Source organism: Reichenbachiella sp. MALMAid0571 (genome assembly GCF_040151475.1).
Lineage (GTDB): Bacteria > Bacteroidota > Bacteroidia > Cytophagales > Cyclobacteriaceae > CAXBNB01.
Genome location: NZ_JBDKWG010000149.1, coordinates 51,360 through 66,277, shown reverse-complemented (window position 1 = coordinate 66,277; position 14,918 = coordinate 51,360). Strand labels below are relative to the sequence as shown.

The 14,918-nt window shown below is 38.1% G+C and carries 14 protein-coding genes; 8 read left to right on the top strand and 6 right to left on the bottom strand.

All coding sequences use genetic code 11. The annotated features are described in order from the left end of the window. Positions 1 to 244: 244 nt before the first annotated feature. The 8 genes from AAOP42_RS21080 (at position 245) to AAOP42_RS21045 (ending at position 7,075) form a co-directional block, all read left to right on the top strand. Positions 245 to 1,591 (top strand): hypothetical protein, encoded by a 1,347-nt coding sequence (locus AAOP42_RS21080; RefSeq protein WP_349530569.1) that lies wholly within the window; start codon positions 245 to 247, stop codon positions 1,589 to 1,591. Further along, complete coding sequence (locus AAOP42_RS21075; protein WP_349530568.1) at positions 1,584 to 2,564, top strand: Kelch repeat-containing protein; 981 nt, start codon at positions 1,584 to 1,586, stop codon at positions 2,562 to 2,564. The genes AAOP42_RS21080 and AAOP42_RS21075 overlap by 8 nt, the downstream gene beginning before the upstream one ends. Before the next feature lie 78 nt (positions 2,565 to 2,642). Beyond that, on the top strand, positions 2,643 to 3,869 hold the full coding sequence (bamG, locus tag AAOP42_RS21070) for a BamG family beta-barrel-assembly machinery protein (protein ID WP_349530567.1): 1,227 nt from the start codon (positions 2,643 to 2,645) through the stop codon (positions 3,867 to 3,869). Positions 3,870 to 4,138: 269 nt separating this feature from the next. Beyond that, positions 4,139 to 4,930: a hypothetical protein gene (locus AAOP42_RS21065; RefSeq protein ID WP_349530566.1), complete on the top strand. Its 792-nt coding sequence runs from the start codon at positions 4,139 to 4,141 to the stop codon at positions 4,928 to 4,930. 239 nt (positions 4,931 to 5,169) lie between these two features. Further along, complete coding sequence (locus AAOP42_RS21060) at positions 5,170 to 5,637, top strand: DUF3592 domain-containing protein (RefSeq protein ID WP_349530565.1); 468 nt, start codon at positions 5,170 to 5,172, stop codon at positions 5,635 to 5,637. 237 nt (positions 5,638 to 5,874) lie between these two features. Then, entirely contained in the window at positions 5,875 to 6,216 is a 342-nt protein-coding gene (locus tag AAOP42_RS21055) for a type II toxin-antitoxin system RelE/ParE family toxin (RefSeq protein ID WP_349530564.1), read from the top strand. Further along, the gene (locus AAOP42_RS21050) at positions 6,200 to 6,505 is read left to right on the top strand and encodes a helix-turn-helix domain-containing protein (RefSeq protein WP_349530563.1); all 306 of its coding nucleotides are present in this window, start codon (positions 6,200 to 6,202) and stop codon (positions 6,503 to 6,505) included. Before AAOP42_RS21055 ends, AAOP42_RS21050 begins: the two co-directional genes overlap by 17 nt. A gap of 51 nt (positions 6,506 to 6,556) precedes the next feature. Then, positions 6,557 to 7,075: a DUF3124 domain-containing protein gene (locus AAOP42_RS21045; protein WP_349530562.1), complete on the top strand. Its 519-nt coding sequence runs from the start codon at positions 6,557 to 6,559 to the stop codon at positions 7,073 to 7,075. Between the two features lie 176 nt (positions 7,076 to 7,251). Here the strand turns inward: AAOP42_RS21045 and AAOP42_RS21040 are convergent, their stop codons facing one another. The 6 genes from AAOP42_RS21040 to AAOP42_RS21015 form a co-directional block, all read right to left on the bottom strand. After that, complete coding sequence (locus tag AAOP42_RS21040) at positions 7,252 to 8,790, bottom strand: SulP family inorganic anion transporter (RefSeq protein ID WP_349530561.1); 1,539 nt, start codon at positions 8,788 to 8,790, stop codon at positions 7,252 to 7,254. Between the two features lie 204 nt (positions 8,791 to 8,994). Continuing rightward, the gene (locus AAOP42_RS21035) at positions 8,995 to 9,726 is read right to left on the bottom strand and encodes a hypothetical protein (protein ID WP_349530560.1); all 732 of its coding nucleotides are present in this window, start codon (positions 9,724 to 9,726) and stop codon (positions 8,995 to 8,997) included. Next, positions 9,726 to 12,704 carry an HsdM family class I SAM-dependent methyltransferase gene (locus AAOP42_RS21030; protein ID WP_349530559.1) on the bottom strand — a complete coding sequence of 993 codons (2,979 nt, stop codon included), beginning with the start codon at positions 12,702 to 12,704 and terminating at the stop codon, positions 9,726 to 9,728. The genes AAOP42_RS21035 and AAOP42_RS21030 overlap by 1 nt, the downstream gene beginning before the upstream one ends. 100 nt (positions 12,705 to 12,804) lie before the next feature. Then, positions 12,805 to 13,773 carry a glycosyltransferase family 2 protein gene (locus AAOP42_RS21025; protein ID WP_349530558.1) on the bottom strand — a complete coding sequence of 323 codons (969 nt, stop codon included), beginning with the start codon at positions 13,771 to 13,773 and terminating at the stop codon, positions 12,805 to 12,807. A 3-nt stretch (positions 13,774 to 13,776) separates the two neighbouring features. Next, a complete protein-coding gene (locus tag AAOP42_RS21020) occupies positions 13,777 to 14,325 on the bottom strand; it encodes a DUF4199 domain-containing protein (RefSeq protein WP_349530557.1) in 549 nt (182 codons plus the stop codon). A 45-nt stretch (positions 14,326 to 14,370) separates the two neighbouring features. After that, positions 14,371 to 14,916 carry a DUF4199 domain-containing protein gene (locus AAOP42_RS21015; RefSeq protein WP_349530556.1) on the bottom strand — a complete coding sequence of 182 codons (546 nt, stop codon included), beginning with the start codon at positions 14,914 to 14,916 and terminating at the stop codon, positions 14,371 to 14,373. Positions 14,917 to 14,918: the final 2 nt, after the last annotated feature.

Sequence of the window (14,918 nt, the reverse complement as noted above, 5' to 3'; positions counted from 1 at the left end):
TAGCAATAGTTTGTCAATGAACATCACAGTCCAATGGTTGCTTTCGTTCCTGTTTTATATAAATTCTTTAGCACAGTACACCACGCCTGCTTTTCTGTAGCCAACCCCAACCAAGCTCTATGGAATTAAAACATTGTCGTTGGTTGATAAACTATTGCTGTTAGTTGAATACCAAAAACCACATACATCTTTTCATTGTCTAAGGCTCATTTGAAGAGTATATTGAATATAAATGAGTGTTTTTATGCTAGGAAAACTAAAGCGTGTGTTGGTAATTGTGGGAAGTGTAGCAGCCATGAGCATGTGGGCATGTACAGAAGAAGAGCCAACCATTGGGTTACAATTTATCAATGAAGCCTCTTTTGAACTTGCTTCGTGGGATACGCTGACTATGAAGATGTCAACGGTGATGCTGGATAGTTTTGTAACCAGCAGTGCCAGTCGCTTGTTAGCAGGTAGTTACATAGATTCTGATTTTGGAATGGTCAATCCTTGTCCCTATTTCAGATTTACTGCAAACGTATCACACAAAGACGAGGATCCTGATTTGTTGAAATATAACTATACCGTACTGAGGTTGTATTACGACGGCTACTATTTAAATGACACCACTCAGTTTCAAACCCTGCGTGTATTTGAATTGGCTGAAGAAATGGAACAGGAAAACGACGATGGTGACACTCAGTTGTACAATACATCAGAATTTTCCATTAAATATGAAAATGGTATCGATAGCCCATTGGGCGAACTGACATTCATTCCCCATCCCACTAAAAGCATTGATGGAGGCTCAGGATATATAGAAATCGAATTGCCGGATAGATTAGGAAAGCAAATCTTTGATATCACCTACAATGATGATTTGGAAGAATACCCCGATTTCACCGACATCATTCATGGATTCAAAATAGAATCCGATGAAAACAACACAGCCATTCTGGGTTTTACGACTGCTGTAGAATTTAGAATCAACTATACGGATTATGCTGCTATTCCTTATCAAGAAAAGGAGTTGACTTTTACCGTAGAAGGCACCAATGATTATTTTAACCACGTAGAGGCAGACAAGGAGAATACCCTCACTCAATCCATTATAGAATCTGACAATGATTTGCCTTCTGATCAATCAGATAATATGGTTTACCTGATGGCAGGAGCCAGAATGGCTCTAAGGATAGAGCTTCCTTATTTACGGGAGATTCTTTATGACAATCCTGCCATAGCCATCGATGAAGTTTTGCTTAGCCTCAGGCCAATGATAGACCGATATAAAAATGGAAATAAAAAGATGCCTGGTACACTACAAGGCACTATTGTGGATAAAGACAATGAGGCTATTAGTACCAGCACATTCACTGCCTATCTCTATGAAGATGATGAATTTGACAGAGATACCCAATATCTGGTTGATATAAATGATTTTGTGCAACTGCAACTGGGGATTTTAGAAGAAAATGAAAACGCCCTGTTGTTTGTTCCTTCAACCAATTCTTTTACCGAAAGCATGGACAATTTGGTGATTGCAGATTCGAATAATGATGAATTCAATACTTATATAATGTTAAACTTAATAAAAATTAAAAATGAATAGAAGGTATATTATTTATGGTTTAATGGCGGTGCTGGTGTATTTGTCTGGTTGCACCAGCGATGATGACACTGTAGAGGATGGAAACTGGATCAAGCGATCGTCATTCGAAGGTGTGGGCAGGTCAGGAGCTATAGCTTTTGTAGTCGGGGAGAGGGCGTATGTAGGCCTGGGGTATGATGGTGACGACTATTTGACGGATCTGTGGTCATATAATCCCGATGAAAACTATTGGAAGAAAATGGCTGATTTTCCGGGTGACGGACGAACATCCACTGTATCATTTTCTATAGGTAGCAAAGGTTATGTGGGTACCGGCTACAACGGAGACGATGAAGTAAATGATTTTTGGGAATATGATGTCAATACAGGAGAATGGACTCAGTTGCCTGATTTTGGAGGTTCTCCAAGGTTGTCGGCTACCGGGTTTGCAGTGAATGGCAAAGGGTATATCGGAACCGGCTATGATGGCAATTACCTCAAAGACTTTTGGGAGTTTGATCCTGCTACCAATACATGGACTCAGATTGTCAGCCTTGAAGGAGAAAAAAGAAATAACGCTACAGCTTTTGTAATAGATGACAAAGCGTATCTCGGATTAGGTACCAACAACGGGCTGTATCAAATGGATTTTTGGGAGTTTGATCCGGTAGCACTTGATTGGATCGCAAAGTTGGATATCGATGATGATGATGATTACAGTGTTGCCAGAGAAAAGGCTGTGTCATTTTCTTTGGATGGATATGGTTACGTTACTACTGGAAATGGTTCTTCAAACTTATCGTCGGTGTGGAGATATGATCCTGTATATGATTTGTGGAAAGAAAAAACATCATTTGAAGGAACCTCGAGGCAAGGAGCAGTAGCTTTTGTAGTCAGTGGAAGGATCTTTGTGGCTTTAGGACAAAACAGCAGTTCCCGTTTCGATGATATTTGGGAATTTCGTCCTGACGAAATTTACGATGAGGACGATTGATCTTTTGAAATAACCTTAGTGCTACAAACCATTCTGTATCAACTCAAAAAATTGGAGTACCAATCATATTTTGTTTACATGAGAAAAATAATTTTTTTATCGTTGCTGTTGAGTCCATTGGCAGTTTGCGCTCAAAACAGTGCCGGATCAGTGTATTCTATGTTCGGCATAGGCGAACTGAAAACGCCAGTGTCGGTGCAGAGTGCGGGCATGGGATTTACTTCCATTGGTATGAGCAATCCCAATTTTGTTAATATTGTAAACCCGGCTGCCAATGCCATTGTTGGGGGATATTTTTCTCATGTCTTTGATGTTGGTATTTACTTGAACAACACCCAGTTGAAAACGAATTCTGCAACAGAGAATGTAGGCAATGGGGGAATCTCACAGTTGAGCTATTGGTTCAGGTTCAATAACAGATGGACAGGATTGTTTGGATTGTCAAATTTCAGTGATGTTGGTTATAACATCGTTGACAACAATGTACTTGTGTCCAACAATAACGAATACAGTGTCAACTATTATGGAAGCGGAGGACTCAATAATATTTACTTTTCCAATAGTTTTCTGATCACAAAAAACCTGTCTTTAGGAGCTAAGTTTTCATTTATCTTCGGTAATATTTTCAAGAATGAAGTGGCTACTTCTGCTCAGGGAAGTAGTGCTTTCAATGTTGAAAACTCAATTCATATTATGCAGCTAAATGCTGATTTTGGTCTAAATTATTTAATCCAACGTCCAAACCATCAGTTTAATATTGGGTTGATTTATGACAATGGCACACATATGGACGGAAATACAGAATCGTCCATATCCAGTAGCGATTTGGAAATTATCTATGATGAAACCGAATACACTAATGATTATTTCTTGCCGCAGAAAGTAGGTTTTGGTACTTCTTTTAGAAATAAAAAAGTGCTGGTTGGTACAGATGTGGAATTCAGGCAATGGAGTAAGGGGAAGTTGGGAGACGAGCAAGACCTGAAAGATACCTGGCGTTATTCCCTGGGGTTGGAATTTACACCGGATTTTCAAAGTCAGGATTTTGCCAAAAGGATGAGCTTCAGAACAGGAGCGTATGTTGAAAACTCGTATTTGGAAGTTAGTAACACTTCCTTTTACAGATGGGGGATCACTGCCGGACTGGGAATACCCATGCCGCATAGCGGAAGTACCATCAATATTTCTTACCATAGAAAATACAATGGTACGCTAAAGAACGATCTGATTTATGAATCTACCAATGAATTTACCCTGAATGTTTCGATCAGGGAAAGGTGGTTTGTGAAGAGTAAATATCAATGATTTTAAGAAAAATTGAGGAGCTCTCAACTCCTGTGCACATTGTCTTTCAGTTTAAGAATTCAAATTAACCCATTATGGTTTTATGTCTTCGCCATAATAGCCCTGAATATAAGAAAAATCACCCTTGTCAGAAATGACAAAAAAACGGTAGAGTTATAGCAATGGCATCTTAACAAACGTCAGGACATGGATTGGGGCGATAAACCGTGGAGGGATTCTCGGCCTCCATTAAGTGTAATGTGCGCAGTATGCGTCTAATAAATTGTAAAATGATGAAGTATTCAAATTTGGCAATTGCGTTGATGGCTATCATTAGTATGGGATGCAGTGTGTCAGGTATCTTGCCAAGCCGTGCCATTATAGGAATCAATATAGATGGAAGTGACGAAGATTGGCCTACACTGACTCATGTCAATGTAAGCGAACAAACCTCGTATGGCATATACAACGACGATCAGAATGTTTACCTGCTGCTAAAAACTTATGACAGTGAACTCATCAAAAAATCCGATGATTTTGGAATTACAGTCTGGGTAGATGGAAACGGAGCAAAATCCAAAAATCTGGGTATTGTCTATACCAATGCTGCAAAAATAGATATGGATAAAAGAAGACATAAGTACAATCCGGAAGACAATCCTGAGCTTTTATTGGCTGGAAAGCCTGCTCTGATCAGGGGAGTGAGGAAGGTAGGATCGAAATATGAATGGGTTGATATTTCCGGTGGTGATATGAATGCCGCAGTACGCATTGACGAAGACAAAAAGGAGTTAATATATGAGGCTCAATTTTCACTCTACTATGTTCAGGAGTTGGCAAAGAAAAAAAATATAGAGCAAGGCAAGTTGTCTTTTCTGGTTGAAATCGGATCAAGAGGGGTTGGTATCGGAGGAGGGGCTTCCGGATTTGCTTCATCGGGATTGGGCATGCGTGGAGGACTTGGAGGCATAGGTGTGTCTATGGGAGGAGGAGGCATCAGCAGGTACTCTACAAGGATAAACCAACCTCCCAACGAGTTGATTCCACATGAGATTTTCATTCGATCATTTATGATGGAGTGAAAAGTGCAAACCGCAAGAAGAATAAATGAATTCCTTTATATTAGACATTATCACGGTTGATTGTGCATAGAGAGATTACAAGATTTTTTTCTCCAAAATTAGCAATGAATTGGCGGTTTTTTTAAGAGCAAAATTCTCCATAATAAATCAACCGTGATAATGTCTATTTGAGAGAGTTATAAGACAAGTATATACCATCAAAGTGTATATGCTCAAATGTTGACATTAATTAATCTGCGTTGAAGGAAAAAAGACACATAAATAATCACGAATACTGTTTGTTGTATTTCAAAACAGCTCCTTACTTAATTGGCGAATTTTTTACAATTGGAGGAATAATTGGAATTGGAATGTTAATTAAGACTCAAGATGTTCAAGCTCTGGTGAGTTTGATATTTCTTGGAATTGGAGTGTTTTTCATAAGACGAAAAATAATAACGCTCAAGGTTGGAACCCAAGTAATCAAATATGGAGAAAAAACTATTGCTCGAATAACAAGGGTTTCTAATACTAACTCAGAACACAATGGCCGAGTTGTTAAGGAATACCATTTCCAATATGAAGTAGATAACTGTCCTTTGAATTATTCATTTAAATCTGCATATCATAGGCAGCTGGAACGAGGGGATGAACTATCAATTTTCTACATGCCGAACGATCCCAAAACGGCATTAATCCCTTCATTATACTCTATTCATAAGTATTAAAGGAAAAGAAACCCCGTTCTATTAAGTCTTCCTAAGGATGATTTGAAAGTAATGAATGAAGGGTAGAGACTCTGTCTCGGTGGTAAACTCTTGTAGTTATTATATTTTTGACTCTCCCATTGATCTTAACGTCTTGTGGAGGCCTGACAAGTAAGAGCTAAGATTAGAATAAGCATGTCATACCTTACTGGCCTTAGGTAAGTTGTCTAATTGGACTACTTTTATTATCTTTGTTTTGTGGCAAAGAAACGTGAACTTTACTTCTTTAAAAATTACTTCAATAAGTTTTTTGATAACCAAGTGTCCAAGGTTCAAACTAAAATTCTCTGGACGTTCAAAGTCATAGAAGAAATAGACAGGATTCCAGAGTTGTATTTGAAACATTTGAAAAACACTTCAGGTCTCTATGAAATCAGAGTTCAGGTTGGCAGTAACATATTTAGGATTTTTTGCTTTTTTGATATTGATAACCTTGTTGTAATCGGAAATGGATTTCAGAAGAAAAGCCGGAAAACACCTAAAAACGAGATAGAAAGAGCAGAACAGATTAAACAAGAATATTATGACAGCAAAGAATAAGGACTTAAAAAGTCTGGATCAATTTATTGATGAAAAAATTGGAAAAGTGGATACAGAGGAACGAGAACGTTTTGAAGCTGATTACAATGTTTTTAAATTGGGTGTCTTGATTCAGCAGGCACGGGAAACAAAAGGGTTGACTCAAGAACAGTTGGCTGAATTGGCAGGGACTAACAAGTCGTATATCTCAAAACTGGAGAGAAACCTAAAAGATATTCGTTTTTCAACCTTACAAAGGATTATCAACGAAGGTCTTGGTGGACATCTTGATATTTCAATTAAATTTTAAAGTCAGTTTTCCCAATAAGTAAAACATTTTCAGTTTTAAGCATTAACATAAATGTATAGAATATCAATATTTTTCCCCTTCCTGCTCTTAATTTCTTGTCTGGAGAAAAATCCTAATGAGGGGACACATGCTCAGAGAGTAATCGAAGATCGCCACGTTGCTGCTAATAGCGACATTATGGCTGTTGTGGACACGGTGTATGTTCCTATTTATTCTGATATATATAGTAAAACCAAGGATTCACGATTTTTGCTTACAGCTACTTTGAGTATCAGAAATACCAGTTTGGTGGATACAATTTATATGAATTCCATAGACTACTACAATACGCAGGGTGATTTGGTCAGAAGCTATATTGAAAACACATCATATTTGCGGCCAATGGAAACCATCGACTATGTGATAGAGCAAGATGACGATACTGGTGGATCTGGAGCCAACTTTCTCATTATTTGGAGTGCTCGTCATAAACATGTAAAGCCTGTTTTTCAGGCCATACACATTTCTACCAACGGACAACAGGGTGTTTCTTTTACCACCGAAGGAAAATCTATAAGCAGGGGATATTGATCCAGGGCAAACGCATTTAAAACATATTATTATCCCCTGACTTTCAGGGGGATCTTAGATTTGACTGTGATTTTAAAAGATACCGCAACAACTTGCCTGATGGAAGTCAGGGGTGCGGTAGGAAGGGTTTGTTTTAAATGCGTATGCCCTGGATACTGACCTGCCTAATGTCAGATTTATCCCAACTTATCCGACACTAATTTGTATTTTGGATCTTCCCAATAGTTGATGTCAATAAGCTCCGAAGCATTGTCTAGTAGAGCAAGGCAATCCCCGGAAAGGTGCTTCAATTGTACTCTTTTACCTACTTTTTGGTAGCGTTCAGTTATTTTGTTGAGTGCTTCTATGGCAGAATGGTCAATGATTCTGGATTCCAGAAAGTCTATCACCACTTCATCAGGGTCGTTGAGCACATCAAATTTTTCATGAAAAGCGGTGATTGATCCAAAAAATAAAGGGCCAAATACTTCATAATGTTTCACCCCTTTTTCATCTACATACTTTCTGGCCCTGATCTTTTTGGCATTTTCCCAAGCAAAGGCCAATGCGGAGATTACCACACCACTGATGACAGCTACTGCGAGGTTATGGAAAAATACTGTAATTAAAGACACCAGTACCATTACTACTACGTCGGTTGTCGGTACTTTTTTGAAGATCCTTAAACTGGCCCATTCGAAGGTGCCAATGGAGACCATAAACATTAGCCCGACCAAAGCAGCCATAGGGACACGCTCGATGTAGGAAGAGCCGAAAAGCACAAATGTCAATAGCCCAATAGAAGCAACTATTCCTGAAAGCCGGTTTCGTCCGCCTGAGTTTACATTGATGATACTTTGTCCAATCATCGCACAACCACCCATTCCTGAGAAGAAACCACATACTAAGTTGGCAATACCCTGCGCAACACTTTCTTTGTTGCCACGTCCACGGGTTTCGGTCATTTCATCAATCACAGTCAGGGTTAGCAAACTTTCTATAAGCCCAACCAATGCCATGATAAGGGAATATGGAAATATAATTTTTAAGGTCTCAAAATCAAAAGGAATATTTGGCAGGTGAAATTGCGGCAAACCACCGGAAATGGAGGCAATATCACCCACAGTTTTGGTAGGAATTTGAAAACCTATGATGATAGCGGAAACGACTAAAATGGCTGTTAAAGAAGCTGGTACTGCCTTGGTGAGTTTTGGCATAAAATGGATGATCGCCATGGTCATCACCACAAATGCAAGCATGATATAGAGTGCTGATCCGGTAAGCCAGTGGAGGCTTCCATCTTCACCCAGAGTTTTGAATTGGTTCAACTGAGACATGAAGATTACAATTGCCAGTCCATTAACAAACCCAAACATTACTGCATGGGGGACAAGTCTGATGAACTTCCCAAGTCTCAGTGCTCCGATTACTATTTGGATCAAACCCATAAGTATAACTGCCGCAAACAGGTATTCCACTCCATGCCTCATCACAAGGCTGACAATTACTACAGCGATTGCTCCGGTAGCTCCTGAGATCATACCTGGCCTACCACCAAGAACTGCGGTAATCAATCCCAAAAAAAATGCTGAATATAATCCGATCAATGGACTGACGCTGGCTATTAATGAAAATGCCACCGCTTCTGGTACCAGTGCCAATGACACGGTGAGCCCGGAAAGGACTTCATTTTTAATGTTAAATTGTTTGTCTTTTAGTTTTTTGATAAAAACCATTTTGAGTTTTTTTGATGTAAATTATGATGAATGAGGGCGTTAAAGTGGGTTTAATGCTCCCTGATGTAGTGACTTGGTAGCTGGTTAGTTGATTTCAGAGCGCAAAGCTAGGAATAATATTAATGGAATGACAGATAGGGTTCTAAATTTTGGAGATTTCTTGATATGATTTTAGAATTTAACGCTTGCTCCACTAACATGGGGTTAAATATTGAAGGTATTATCTGAAACCAGATTTATCCAAAAATGCAAAAGTTTAATCTTTTCAATTTCTGGCTCTAAATCTATTCTAATATGATCAGACTCAAATTTTACTAGTTGCTCCCCAGTATGTCCAACAAATTTTCTAAGTTTATCTTGGGTCAGCCAATCACCATTGGAAGATTTTACGAGTTCTTCAATCCAATCATTGATTTGAAGAAACCAAAAGTCAAAATCTTCTTTTTGTACATATCCAATAATGGCTGCATACCTAAGCCCTTTGCCATGAATACCTTTCTTGAATCGCTCAATGCCACCAGTAGGTTTATCATGACCAATTACGTATTCCTTTTCTCGATTTTGACCAGGCGTTGGAAGTCTTTTTGCCTCAATGGAGAAAAACGAGTCAAACTCATCATAGTTTCGATCTCCAACGGTGATTTGTTCTTCTCGTGAAAGAGTGCCAATATCTATTTGTGGACTTATTCCTGAACTATGGTCTTCCACATTTTCATGATGAAAGTAGAAAGGATAAGATCCGGCAACCCGATTAAAGTACTTGCAAAGTTTATCAGTTATCGCTTTTTCACTTGCAGTAATTTCTCCTTTAACTTTCTCCGAGAAGCCAGAAAAGTGCGTTTCAATGAATTCAATAACAGCCTTTATGGAAGCGTCAATTTCAACTCCTTCAGAAAGCTCTCCATTACCGATATTTTCAATTCGATCTGCTAACATCAATACCCCTGTTTTCTAAGGTCTGTAAATGTTTCGTCTGCATCTCGTAGAGCAATCGACTGGAGCCAATAGCGAAGCTTCTTAGGCTTGATCAGGTAAATGACGTTCCCTTCATATATTCTCACAATGCGGGTAAGTCTTAAACTTGCATTGAGGTTTTTCCTTACCAAAGCTTCAAGATGACTTTCGGCTTCATCAGCGTTGGAAAAGTCAATGTCAGGTTTGTTTTCACCGAAATAAAATGGGTGACAGATATAAGAATTGGTTTCGAAGTACTCATATGGTCTAATTGAAGGATAAACCTTACTCAATATGTCACAGTAGACTTCTCCATACTTTTGAAGGTCATCTGATGTTGCGTCTTGAGTTGCAACTTTAGATGTTTCTCCATTTCTTCTGAAATCTAACAAATAACCCTTGAAATCATTAATTATCAAGGATTCATGAAAAGAGGTTTCAAGAGTCTCTATATTCTTAGGATATGGTAAATTTTCTATATCCTGCTTATAAATTGCAGAAGACTTGTTGACGAGATATTGTCCACTTGTTGCTGCAATATAAAAAGGGTAAATATCCGTTTTTGATAATCTTTCCTTTAATTCCTTTAAACTATCAAACTCTTCTGAAGGAGCATGAATTCCTATTATTCGCCTCTGGAAACATAATTCATCGGTTGAGATGTCCATAGGAATTACGTTATTGGTAATTAGCTCTTTGATAAGCAGATGGGGTGCCTCATAAATGCCTAACTCTCCTTTGCTATGGAAATATTTAACTGGTGGTTCGTTCTCTATTAGAGTTTCATCGATCCCATTAATCGTAAGTGCTTTTGTGGGAAGGAATCTTTTGCTTGTAATAAATGAGGATTGAAGTTTACCCTCAAATTGTTTGAGTTCCTCCAATTCCTGATTGTCTCTTAAGGTTTTTAGTTTTTTGAAATCACCTTTAGTAGCCGCAGTAAAGCCTTCACTTGCCACCCATCCCTGATTTTTTCTTTCATCCAAGTATTCTTTTAAACTGGTATTTTCAGATAACCTTTTAACAAGCTGATGGACTCTAGCCCCACCAATAAAATTCGACTTCCATATGAGAGGATCGTTTAAAGCTAACTGCCTTGGAACATAATGAAAATCATAAGTGTCCAATTCAAAATAAAGCTTCTCTTTGTGGGGTTTGGTTCTACGTGCGGTAATATGTAGCACACCTCTTTCTTTAGCTTTTTCATTTTTAATGAAAATTGCAGCAGTGGCAACATCGCCATTTTTACCAAAAAGGATTCTACTGATATGCGTGAAATCTATTACCTGAGGAATATTATAATTCTCAAATAACAGCCTTCTAAAATCCGTTGATGAATTGTTATAAAGAAGTGGACCAGAGGGTTGAATCAAGCAGACTAAACCCTGTGGCTTACAAAGTTTAATTGATTGCTCAAGAAACAGCAGTGATACCTGATTGTCAGGTAATTTTATCTGTTTGGACTTTTTATGTGACTTTTTATTTACCTCTGATTCATTTCTTTGCAGTAGCGCCTTACTCTCAATAATTTTTGCAGGTTCTGTTAAACTTGAATCAAATGGTGGATTACCAATGATCAGATCAAATTCATGTTGCAGTTTATTTGATGCTAATACATTAAAGAAGTCGTCATGAATAATATTTTTCTCATGAAGGTTGTCAAATTTTAAATTCTCCCAGATTTGCAAAGGGGTTAACTCATCACACAGAGCTAAGCTTAAACTGAAGATGGTCAAGTCAGCGGCATCTTTGTTCAACTCAACTCCATAAATATTTTCCTTGAGTAAACTTTTGAGGGTCTCTAATGATGGTCTCTTCCAACCATTATTTCTTCGCCACCTATGAATAAGCCTTCTATATGCACCAACTAGAAAAACACCGGATCCACATGCCGGATCAAGAATTTTAAAGTCAGTAGCCTCTGATTCAAGAGGCATGGATTCATCAAGGAGGAAATTGACTAAAAATGGAGGTGTGTAAACTACACCTCGTTGCTTCCCCAGAAATTCTTCATAGATATTACTAATTAGCTCTACAGGTAGATCATTAAACGAATACAATTTCCATAAAACCCGTTGAAGCCCTTCTGCTTCACCTTCCAGAAATAAGCCAAATCTACTTAGATCAGCGGTTTTTAAGAACTCTCTGTCATCATAATCTACTTGAAAGATTCCTCCATTGAAATGTTCAGCTAAGAAATCCAGAAGACTCAGATATGCTCCCTTTTTTTCGAAAACGTCAGTAAATTTTTCCCCGTTAGCAATGAAATTACTGAAAAAATCATTCGGAAATACTTTTCTTCCCTCTTCGTCTTTACGTTCCTCCAAATACCTTACAAGGATAGAGGTCACCATTACCTTTCTAGCAATATTGGCGGGTAGGACTTTCGTTTTGATGATGTCCCTTAATGCTTGCTTTAATTCAGTAAGTAATTTCTCATATGCGCTATTACTAAACTTAAACTGCTTGCTATACTTTGAGTTTTCCCAGAATGTTCCATTATCAAAAGCCCTTCCAGAGAATTCATCATATTCTCGTTGAACAGCTTTAGAGACATCTGCAGCCAACTTTATAACCTTTAAGGGTTTATACTTTAGCTGATTTCCTTCCGATGGTCTTTCGAAACAATTAAATATTCTTACATCTCTTTTTGTAAGCACAAAGAACATCGGAACCTGAGCGGAACTGTAAAGTTGTTTGTGTAATTGAGTTAGCTCTTGTTCGTCAACCCCAATCTTATTTGTGAAGTCATAAATGAAAATTTGAGGAATGGAAGGACGGTTTTCAAACCTTCTGAAATAAACAAAGTCAGCTTTATATTTCTTGGCGTTTTCAAGAGCTAAATATTCTTCAGGTGCTAAGTGGTCTTGATGGCTATGAACAGAGACAAGGCCTGAGGAATGATTGGAATCTCCAACCATTCCTAATTTTTTTAGTCCTTGCTCAAGTATTTCGTTCATTAATATTGCTTTTATTATTTTATTGAAGTTTATTTGCTAATAAAATTAGTAATATTATTCTAGTTTTCCTAAGTATTTACGTGATTATTAATAATCATTCTTAATCTATCCCCAGCGTTTCACTTACCACATAATCTTCCTTTTTCACACCTGTCTGGATCATCATTTCGGCAAGAAAGCCAGCAAGAAAGAGTTGAACACCGATGATGATCGCAACTAATGCCAGAAAGAAAAGAGGCTGATCTACCACATCGCGTATCGGCAGGTGATTGTAAATGTTGTAAATTTTTTCACCGATCACCCAAAAGGTAATGACTGAACCTAATAGGATGGATAAAGTACCAAACGTACCAAAAAAGTGCATGGGACGTTTTTTAAACTTTGATACAAAGGTGATGGATAGTAGGTCAAGAAATCCGAAAATAAACCTTTCCAACCCAAATTTGGTAGTCCCGTATTTTCGTGGACGGTGTTCCACTTCCATTTCCCCGATTTTGTCAAAGCCATGCCATTTGGCTATAAATGGAATGTACCGGTGCATTTCACCATATACATCCACTGTTTTGATTACTTTGTTTCTGTAGGCTTTTAGTCCGCAATTGAAGTCATGCAATTTGATTCCTGAAAACATGCGGGTCACAAAGTTGAAGAACTTCGATGGAATGGTTTTGGAGATGGGGTCATGTCTTTTCTTTTTCCATCCCGATACCATATCATATCCGTCTTCTACGATCATTTTGTTCAGTCCCGGGATTTCATCGGGACTGTCTTGCAGGTCGGCATCCATAGTGATCACTACATTGCCTGATGCATGTTTAAACCCTGTATTAAGTGCTGCTGACTTGCCGTAGTTCCTGTTGAAACGGATGCCTTTTATTGATTCAAATTTCCCTGATAACTCCATAATGCAGGCCCAGGAAGTGTCTGTGCTGCCATCGTCAATGAGCAATGTTTCATAGGAGTATCCATTGGCTTCCATTACCTTATGAATCCAGGTACACAGTTCATTGAGCGATTCTTCTTCGTTGTACAGCGGAATCACTACAGAAATATCAGGGGAATTGGTCATTCTTTACTCGAAATCAGGCTTTGATTTTTTGATGATAGCTCCGGTGATAAGTGCCAGTATAGCTGAAGAGATAAAATACACCCAACTATTTTTCATGATGCCTACAGCAGAGAAACTTTGAGCCATCTGACCTTCAAGTTGCTCTAGTGTTTCTTCTATTTTCTCTTCAGGAGCACCAAAACCCCTCATCATTTTTTCCGTGTTCTCTATGGCCTGATCTGCCAGTATTTTAGGTGCTTCCGGGTCTATCACCTCATACAGCAAAATGAGAAATGCTGCTGAAATGATACTTGACACAAAAAATGCAACAAAACTGTAAAGAAAAGATGGTTTGAATCCCATAAAACCATCAGATTCTTCATTTCTAAACTTGATTCCTAAATAACTAACCAAGCTAAGTGAAAGCACAGAGGTAGCAATACCAAGTTTCCAATCACCAAGAAAGCTAATATCAATGATATAAGCCAATACCAAAATTATTATTGAGAGCAGTCCAAGTATCACTCCTGTTTTGAGTGCTTCTGAGTTACGGTCTTTTTTTTCTTCTTCCATGATATTTTGATTTAGTAGGTTAAATTAATCAAAAAATTTTGATAGTTAAGTTTTGCCTTTTGATTCCACAGGTGGTTTCTTTTTCATGATTACTGCTATCATGATGGTGAGCAACAAGCCAACAAAGGTTTTTTTGAGAAAATTATCGAATATTAAATCACCAATAGTAATATTTTGAACTTCTTTTTGAGATTCGATAAATGTAGCCTCCCCCATTTCTTTAATTATTGCTTCTTTTTTCTCTTCCAAAATGGACAAACGATCTGCTGTATAGTTTTCCATTATCGAAGGATCAGATAAATTCAGGAATGCAAAAATGAAAATAGAAGTGAGGCAGGCAAGGGTGAAATATACCACAAATCCGGCTGTCATGCCCTGCCAAAATTCGAGCAGGCGGTGATTGTAGTTGTCTTTGTATTCTTTTATTCCAAAAAAGAGGAAAATAGGGATGATAAAAAAGTCAAACATACCCATTTCCATCAATGGATTGGATCCGGAGAGGTAAAACACCAGAAACATAACCACCACCATTATGGCTCCAAATGCTCCGAATTTGGCTGGAATGGTAATTAATGGGTCGTTCAATTTCATAG

Coding starts and splice junctions, on each gene's coding strand:
- AAOP42_RS21080 (WP_349530569.1), top strand. CDS start 245: ATGCTAGGAAAACTAAAGCGTGTGTTGGTAATTGTGGGAAGTGTAGCA.
- AAOP42_RS21075 (WP_349530568.1), top strand. CDS start 1,584: ATGAATAGAAGGTATATTATTTATGGTTTAATGGCGGTGCTGGTGTAT.
- bamG (WP_349530567.1), top strand. CDS start 2,643: ATGAGAAAAATAATTTTTTTATCGTTGCTGTTGAGTCCATTGGCAGTT.
- AAOP42_RS21065 (WP_349530566.1), top strand. CDS start 4,139: ATGATGAAGTATTCAAATTTGGCAATTGCGTTGATGGCTATCATTAGT.
- AAOP42_RS21050 (WP_349530563.1), top strand. CDS start 6,200: ATGACAGCAAAGAATAAGGACTTAAAAAGTCTGGATCAATTTATTGAT.
- AAOP42_RS21045 (WP_349530562.1), top strand. CDS start 6,557: ATGTATAGAATATCAATATTTTTCCCCTTCCTGCTCTTAATTTCTTGT.
- AAOP42_RS21040 (WP_349530561.1), bottom strand. CDS start 8,790: ATGGTTTTTATCAAAAAACTAAAAGACAAACAATTTAACATTAAAAAT.
- AAOP42_RS21035 (WP_349530560.1), bottom strand. CDS start 9,726: ATGTTAGCAGATCGAATTGAAAATATCGGTAATGGAGAGCTTTCTGAA.
- AAOP42_RS21030 (WP_349530559.1), bottom strand. CDS start 12,704: ATGAACGAAATACTTGAGCAAGGACTAAAAAAATTAGGAATGGTTGGA.
- AAOP42_RS21025 (WP_349530558.1), bottom strand. CDS start 13,773: ATGACCAATTCCCCTGATATTTCTGTAGTGATTCCGCTGTACAACGAA.
- AAOP42_RS21020 (WP_349530557.1), bottom strand. CDS start 14,325: ATGGAAGAAGAAAAAAAAGACCGTAACTCAGAAGCACTCAAAACAGGA.
- AAOP42_RS21015 (WP_349530556.1), bottom strand. CDS start 14,916: ATGAAATTGAACGACCCATTAATTACCATTCCAGCCAAATTCGGAGCA.